This window comes from Nitrospirae bacterium YQR-1, assembly GCA_039908095.1.
Lineage (GTDB): Bacteria > Nitrospirota > Thermodesulfovibrionia > Thermodesulfovibrionales > Magnetobacteriaceae > Magnetomonas.
In genome coordinates this window covers 1-632 of record JAMOBJ010000100.1, presented here as the reverse complement: position 1 = coordinate 632, position 632 = coordinate 1, and the positions used below count along the sequence as shown (strand labels likewise).

Here is a 632-nt window from a genome sequence, read left to right as displayed (position 1 = left end):
ACATGCATTTATTGGGCTTTACATGTCAAAGTTAATCATAGAAAATAGCCTGTGTGGCAGGCTTATTGCCGAAAATATGGATGGTGGCGCCGTGGTTACAATATATTTGCCCGTTCAGCCTTAAAACACCCACACGTATTAAAGACTCAGGAGGGTACAATGAACGAACAGACGGAACAGATAAAGAGGGACGTAGTGTTGGTGGTTGATGACACACCGGACAACCTTACGCTGATGAGCGGTCTCTTAAAGGACAAGTACAAGGTCAAGGTGGCCAACTCTGGTGAGCGGGCACTGAAGATAGCCAACTCCGATTCTCCCCCTGACCTTATTCTGCTTGATATAATGATGCCGGAGATGGACGGCTATGAGGTGCTGCGGAGGTTGAAGACCAGTCCGGCCACGGGTGACATACCGGTGATCTTCCTCACGGCCAAGGCCGAAGTCGAGGATGAACGTCTGGGGCTTTCCCTGGGGGCCGTTGACTATATCACCAAGCCAATCAGCCCGCCCATTGTGATGGCGCGTGTGGGCAATCACCTGCAACTGAAGGCGATGCGCGATTTTCTGAGGCAAAAGAACGAGTTCCTCGAACAAGAGGTCAGGCGTCGTACCGAAGAGATTACGGCCAT

General features: G+C 51.3%; 1 protein-coding gene. It reads left to right on the top strand.

The window, feature by feature from the left end:
- Positions 1-159 precede the first annotated feature (159 nt).
- On the top strand, positions 160-632 hold a 473-nt coding region (locus tag H7844_16090), incomplete at its 3' end, for a response regulator (protein MEO5358797.1).